The sequence below is a fragment of the Kitasatospora sp. NPDC034533 genome, from assembly GCF_055575155.1.
Genome location: NZ_JBVITE010000007.1, coordinates 206,866 through 213,324, shown reverse-complemented (window position 1 = coordinate 213,324; position 6,459 = coordinate 206,866). Strand labels below are relative to the sequence as shown.

Below are 6,459 nucleotides of genomic sequence, written 5' to 3'. Positions count from 1 at the left end.
ACGCCGCCCTTTACCGGATAGCCCTGTGCCGGATGTCCAGCGACCGGCGCACCCGCGACTACGTCGCCCGCCAGAGCGAGGCAGGCCGCACCAAGGAGATCATCCGTCTCCTCAAACGCGCCATCGCCCGCGAGATCTTCCGCTGCCTCACCACGAACGTCGCGGTCCCCGAGACAGCCGACCTGCGACCCACCCGCCAGGCCAAGAACATCACGCTCACCGCCGCAGCCCAGCACTTCGGCGTCTGGCCCGCCACCATCTCCACCCTCGAACGCGGAATCCGACGAGACGACGACCTCGCCAACGCCTACCGAGACTGGCTCACCACCGCTTGACAACCCATAGGAGCATCAAACCCCCGGGCCCCCGGTGCCACCCGACTGCTACCGTCCGCCGGTGACTTCTCTGCTGCAACCACCGCTGATCGCCCGGCTGCTGGCAGCCGAGCGCATCCTGGTCGCCGGTGCCGGCGGCGGGTTCGACGTGTACGCCGGGCTGCCGATCGCCCTCGCCCTGCGGGCCGCGGGCAAGGAGGTGCACCTGGCCAACCTCTCCTTCACCCACCTCTACGGCCTGCCCGCCGAGGTCTGGGCGGAGTCCGGCGTGGCCCGGATCGGACCGGACACCGCCGCCCCCGAGGGCTACTTCCCGGAGCGCACCCTGGCCCGCTGGCTGCACCGGCACCGGATGCCCGACACCGTCTGGGCCTTCCCGACGGTCGGCGTGCGGCCGCTGCGCGCGGCCTACCGCGCGCTGGTCGCCCGCCTGGGCGTGGACGCGATCCTGCTGGTGGACGGCGGCACCGACATCCTGATGCGCGGCGACGAGGCCGGACTCGGCACGCCGGAGGAGGACATGGCGAGCCTGGCCGCGGTGGCCGGGCTGTCCGAGGTGCCCGAGCGGCTGGTGGCCTGCATCGGCTTCGGCGTCGACGCCTACCACGGCGTCAACCACTCGCTGGTGCTGGAGAACCTGGCCGCGATCGACCGGGCCGGCGGCTACCTCGGGGCCTTCTCCGTCCCGCGCGACAGCCGGGAGGGCGTGCTCTACCTGGACGCCGTCGAGCACGCCCGGGCCGCCTTCCCGGAGCACCCCAGCATCGTCAACGGCTCGGTGGCGGCGGCGCTGCGCGGCGAGTTCGGCGACGTCCGCTTCACCGACCGGACCAAGGGCGGGGAGCTCTTAGTCAATCCGCTGATGACGCTCTACTTCGGCGTCACGGTCGAGGCGCTGGCCGCCGAGAACCGGTACCTGGACCGGCTGGAGCGCACCGTGATGACGCGGCAGATCGCCACCGTCATCGCCGAGTTCCAGGACGAGCTGCCCCGGCAGCGGCCGCCCCGGCAGTTCCCGCACTGATCCGGCCCCGCGCCCGGGTCCGGGCCTGCGTCCGGGCCCAGGCTCGGGCCCGGGCTTCCCGGGAGCCGGGACGCTCCGGCCCGGGTCTTCCGGGGCCCGGGTCAGGGCGCGGCGAGCCGGAACTCCAGGTTCCCGAAGCGCACCTGGTCGCCCGGCCGGACCCGTACGCCGCCCGCTATCCGGCGCCCGTTCACATGGGTGCCGTTGGTCGAGCCGAGGTCGTACAGCACCCAGCCGTCCCCCTCGCGCCGCAGCGCGGCGTGCTTGCGCGAGACCGAGGCGTCGTGCAGCCGCAGCCCCGATCCGGGGAGCCGGCCGATCGTCAACTGCCCGGCCCCGGCCTGCGGCAGGCTCAGCCCGGGCAGCCGCTCGGTGCGCCAGGCGCGGTTCAGCCGGTCGCCGAAGGCGGAGGCCCGCCCGACCGCGCGCAGCACGAAGCGCTCGACCGGCCCGCCGGTCGGCAGCCCGGCCACCGCAGCGTCCAACTCGCCGCGGCTGGTGGCCTGGAGGACGATGTCCATCCGGCCGAGGAAGGTGTCGTGCGAGAGCCGCCCGCTGCCCGCGCCCTCCCGCAGCACGCCGAGCGCCCGCTCCCGCTCGGCGTCGGAGGGCCGGACCTCGCCGGTCGGCCGGACCGCGCCGGTGGGCAGCTCAGGGGACGTCATGGACGGATTGTCCGCGCGGCCGAGACCGGCTGGCCAGATCGCGCCGGGTACGGGCGCGGGGTTCGTGCGTCACGGCAGTGCAGACGCCCTGCCCGGCCGGACGGTTCCGGCGCCGCCCCGGCCGGCCTGGGTTCCCGGCGCGCTCACGGGCCGTGGCGTGCTCACGCGCCGTCAGGCCTTGCGGGCGGCGGCCAGGATCTTCTCCGTGGTGTGCAGGAACCGGGCGGTGACCGCCCCCCGGTAGGTCTTGCCGAACAGGTCCTTGGTGACCCACTTGCCGTCCTGGAGGTGGACCACGACGTACGCCGCCCCCGGATCGGCGCCGAGCACCTCGACGTCCCCCTTCGGCGAGCGGTGGGGCAGTGCGAGCCCGTCGGGCAGCGGCTCGGAGAGGAAGGCGACGACCAGCCGGACGTCCGGCGTCACCTCGACGCCCCGGAACGGCTCGGCGGCGAGCAGTTCGGCCACCTCGTCCACCGTCCGCAGCAGGACCGGCACCGGGTACCCGAGTGACCGCTCCAGGTGCTCCTCGATCCGCCCGGTCAGCGCCGCGCGGTCGGGCTCGTCGGTGGTGAAGAAGACGTTGCCGCTCTGGATGTAGGAGCGGACGTTCCCCAGGCCGAGTTCGGCGAAGAGCGCCCGCAGCCGTTCCATCTTCACCGTCCGGCCGGCGACGTTGATGGCCCGCAGGAAGGCGATGTACGTGGTCGTGGTGGTCACCCCGCCAGTCTGGCACCGGGCACCGACACCGGCCCGGCACCCGGCGGCCGCCCGGGGACACCCGGCGACCCCGCCCGGTCGCGGGCACCCGGCGGTTGTCGGTGCCGGGTGCCAGACTGGCGCCATGGCCACCTGGCAGGACTTCGAACACGAGGCCCCCGACCTGGCGCCCCTGGTCCGGGCCCGGTTCGAGGCGAACAAGCACCACGTCCTGGCGACGCTGCGCAAGGACGGATCGCCCCGGGTGAGCGGGACGGAGGTCGACTTCGTCGGCGCCGACCTGTGGCTCGGGTCGATGTACGGCGCGGTCAAGGCGCGTGACCTCCGGCGCGACGCCCGCTTCGCGCTGCACGCGCACCCGGGGGACGAGACCATGGCCGGCGGGGACTCCAAGGTCGCCGGCCGGGCCGTGGAGGTCACCGACGAGACCGAACTCGCCGCCTTCTCCGCCGATCTGCCCGAGCCGCCGCCCACCCCGTTCCACGCCTTCCGGCTGGAGCTGGACCAGGTGGTGCACACCGCCCTGGAGGGCGACCACCTGCTCGTGTACAACTGGCACCCGGGCCGGCCGGTGGAGCGGATCCGGCTCCACTGACCGGCCCGGGGAGCCGCCTGGCGGCAGAACCGCCCTACGGCAGGACGGACTTGAGCGCTTCCGGGGTCCGGGCCACGACGGCGTGCCCGTCGTCCGCGGTGATGATCGGGCGCTGGATCAGGATGGGGTGCTCGGCCATCGCCGCGATCCAGCGGTCCCGGTCGCCCGCCTCCCGGGGCCAGTCCTTCATCCCCAGGTCCTTCGCCACCTGCTCGCCGGTGCGGGTGATGTCCCACGGCTCCAGGTCCAGGCGCTCCAGCACCCGCTCCAGCTCGGCCGCGGTCGGCGGCTCCTCCAGGTAGCGCCGCACGGTGTACTCGACTCCGGCGCCGTCCAGCTCGCCGAGCGCGGTCCGGCACTTGCCGCACCGCGGGTTGATCCAGATCTCCATGCCGGTCACCCTACCGAGCCGCCCCTCGCCGCCCCGGGCGCCGCCGCCCCGGGCGCCGCCGCCCCGGGCGCCGCCGCGCCGCCGGCGCCGATCCGTACGGGAACTCCACCGCACCCGGCGGCGGTTCACCCACCAGGAACCGTGATCTCAGGAGGGGGCACCGGATGGACGGCGCGGCGATCATCGAGCAGCTGATGGGCAAGGAGGGCACGGCCGACCCGTACCCGCTGTACGCCGAGGCCCGCGCGCTGGGCCCGGTGGCCCCCGCCGGCCCGGGCATGTTCCTGGTGAGCGGCTACGCGGCGGTCAACAAGGTGCTGCGCACGCCCGCCTTCGGCGTCGCGACCGCCGAGCTGATGTCCGGCCTCGACCCGCTGTTCGCCGGGCACTCCTCGCTCACCCTGCTCGGCCGCTCGATCCTCCAGCGCAACGCCCCCGACCAGCCCCGGGTCCGCTCGCTGATCGCCTCGGTGTTCACCGCCCGCCGGGTCGCCGCGCTGCGCCCCGCGGTGGAGACGGCGGTCGACCGGCTGCTGGACGGCATGGCCGAGCAGGGCGCCGACGGCTCCGCGGTGGACTTCATGGACGCCCTCGCCTTCCGGCTGCCGGTCGGGGTGATCTGCGAGCTGCTCGGCGTCCCCGACGAGGACCGCTACCGCTTCCGTGGCCTCGCCTCCGACCTGACCGTCGCCCTGGAGTTCATCCAGGACCCGGACGAGCTGACCGCCGCCGACGGGGCCGCCGACGAACTGTCCGACTACTTCACCGAACTGGCCGCCGAACGCCTGGCCCGCCCGCAGGACGACCTGGTCAGCGACCTGGCCCGGATCGCCGCCGACGCGGACGACGAGCGGATCTCCGCCGAGGAACTGCTGGCCAACCTGGTGCTGCTGCTGGTCGCGGGCTTCGAGACCACCACCAACCTGCTCGGCAACGGCCTCGCCCTGCTGTTCCGCCACCCCGAGGCCGCGGCCGGGCTGCGCAGCGGCGCCGTCACCCCGGCCGGCTTCACCGACGAGGTGCTGCGCTTCGACTCCCCGGTCCAGCTCACCGGGCGGTTCGCGCTGGGGGAGGGCCTCGCCGTCGAGGGCCTGCCGATCCCGCCCGGCCACGGGCTGACCCTGCTGATCGGCGCGGCCAACCACGACCCGGCCCGGTACGAGCGCCCCGAGGTGTTCGACCCGACCCGCACCGACAGCCAGCCGCTCAGCTTCGGCGGCGGCCCCCACTTCTGCCTGGGCTCCCAGCTGGCCCGGCTGGAGGCCGAGGTCGCGATGCCCGCCCTGCTCGACCGCTTCCCCCGGCTCGCCCCCGGGGGCGTCCCCACCCGGCGCGACCGCCTGGTGCTGCGCGGTTTCGACACCCTTCCGGTGACCGTCCGCTGACCTGAGGCGACGTTCCGCTGACGAACGGTGCCCGGTCGGGCGCCGTCCCGCGGTTTCCGGGGCCGGAATTGGCTCCTCCGGCCCCGGTGGACCGGGACGTTCGGCCATTCGTGGTCGAGCGGCCCATGGGGGAGCATGGTGGGACCAAACCGGTCAATCCGGACCGATCGCCCGAACCGATCGCCCGGAACGGCCGCCCGCCAGGAGGTCCCACCGTGTCCACAGCGCCCCGCCCCCCGCGCCCGGCGGCGCTGGAGCCCAAGGCGCCGTGGTGGGTTCCCTGGCTGCCGGTGATCCTGCTCGTCCTGGACCTGGTCGCCGAAGCCGTCGTCCCGGACGCCGTCGCCGCCGGGTTCCTGCTGACCGCGCTGCCCGTGGTGACGGCGTTCAGCTACGGCCCGGCGGTGACCGCCGCCACCACGGCCGGCTCCCTGGTGCTCCAGCTCGTCCTGGCGCTGCGCGCCGACCACGTCAACGAGCAGCACCACGTCTGGGTCTACATCGCGACCCTGCTCTCCGGGATCATGGGCACCGCGCTGTCCTGGCAGCGCATCCGGCAGAGCCGCAACCTGCTCCAGGCCCGGACGATCGCCGAGACCCTCCAGCGCACCGTCCTGCGCCCGGTGCCCGAGCGGCCCGGCGGCCTGCGGGTGGCCGGCCTCTACCGCCCCGCCCAGGCCGACGTCCTGGTCGGCGGCGACCTCTACGAGGTGTGCGACACCCGCTTCGGCGTGCGGATGCTGCTCGGCGACGTCCGCGGCAAGGGGCTGGGCGCGGTCCGCACCGTCGCCGACGTCCTCGGCGCGTTCCGGGCGACGGCGCACGACACCCCCGGACTGGTCGACCTCGCCGACCAACTGGACCGCGCGGTGCTGCGCGACGCCGCCGAACGCGGCGACGACGAGCTGTTCGTCACCGCCATCCTGCTCCAGTACCGGCCGGGCTCGGACTGCGTGGAGATCGTCAACCGCGGCCACACCACCCCGCTGCTCCTCGGCGGCGGCGCCATCGCCCCGGTGTCCTGCGCCGACGAGCTCCCCCTCGGCCTCGGCCACCTCGGCCCCTCCGGCGAGCGCAGCAAGACCATCACCGTCGCCCTGCCCCCGGGCCACACCGTCCTGCTCTACACCGACGGCGTCAGCGAGGCCCGCGACACCACCGGCGCCTTCTACCCCCTCGCCCCCCGCCTCGCCACCCTCGGCACCACCGCCCCCGACCGCGTCGTCTCCTTCCTCGCCCAGGACGTCCACACCTACGCCGGCCTCCTCGCCGACGACCTCGCCCTCCTCGCCCTCACTCCGGACGTCCCGCGCTAGGGCCGTCGCTTCCCGGGGGCGACGGCCC

The 6,459-nt window shown here is 74.7% G+C and carries 8 protein-coding genes; 5 read left to right on the top strand and 3 right to left on the bottom strand.

The window, feature by feature from the left end; all coding sequences use genetic code 11:
* Both ACZ55U_RS08250 and ACZ55U_RS08245 read left to right on the top strand, forming a co-directional pair.
* On the top strand, positions 1-335 hold a 335-nt coding region (locus ACZ55U_RS08250), incomplete at its 5' end, for a hypothetical protein (RefSeq protein ID WP_465523691.1).
* 61 nt (positions 336-396) lie between these two features.
* On the top strand, positions 397-1,359 hold the full coding sequence (locus ACZ55U_RS08245; RefSeq protein WP_465523689.1) for a DUF1152 domain-containing protein: 963 nt from the start codon (positions 397-399) through the stop codon (positions 1,357-1,359).
* A gap of 101 nt (positions 1,360-1,460) precedes the next feature.
* Here ACZ55U_RS08245 and ACZ55U_RS08240 read toward each other — a convergent pair whose 3' ends face one another.
* Positions 1,461-2,024: an FHA domain-containing protein gene (locus ACZ55U_RS08240; protein ID WP_465523687.1), complete on the bottom strand. Its 564-nt coding sequence runs from the start codon at positions 2,022-2,024 to the stop codon at positions 1,461-1,463.
* A gap of 171 nt (positions 2,025-2,195) precedes the next feature.
* Positions 2,196-2,744, bottom strand: coding sequence for a DUF1697 domain-containing protein (locus ACZ55U_RS08235; RefSeq protein WP_465523685.1), 549 nt, complete (start codon positions 2,742-2,744; stop codon positions 2,196-2,198).
* A gap of 124 nt (positions 2,745-2,868) precedes the next feature.
* Here ACZ55U_RS08235 and ACZ55U_RS08230 point away from each other — a divergent pair, with 124 nt between their 5' ends.
* Positions 2,869-3,339, top strand: coding sequence for a pyridoxamine 5'-phosphate oxidase family protein (locus tag ACZ55U_RS08230; RefSeq protein WP_465523683.1), 471 nt, complete (start codon positions 2,869-2,871; stop codon positions 3,337-3,339).
* 34 nt (positions 3,340-3,373) lie between these two features.
* Here the strand turns inward: ACZ55U_RS08230 and ACZ55U_RS08225 are convergent, their stop codons facing one another.
* Complete coding sequence (locus ACZ55U_RS08225) at positions 3,374-3,730, bottom strand: arsenate reductase family protein (protein ID WP_465523681.1); 357 nt, start codon at positions 3,728-3,730, stop codon at positions 3,374-3,376.
* 164 nt (positions 3,731-3,894) lie between these two features.
* Between ACZ55U_RS08225 and ACZ55U_RS08220 the strand changes: the two genes are divergently transcribed.
* Positions 3,895-5,115 (top strand): cytochrome P450, encoded by a 1,221-nt coding sequence (locus ACZ55U_RS08220; RefSeq protein ID WP_465523679.1) that lies wholly within the window; start codon positions 3,895-3,897, stop codon positions 5,113-5,115.
* 215 nt (positions 5,116-5,330) lie between these two features.
* A complete protein-coding gene (locus tag ACZ55U_RS08215; protein ID WP_465523677.1) occupies positions 5,331-6,431 on the top strand; it encodes a PP2C family protein-serine/threonine phosphatase in 1,101 nt (366 codons plus the stop codon).
* Positions 6,432-6,459 lie beyond the last annotated feature (28 nt).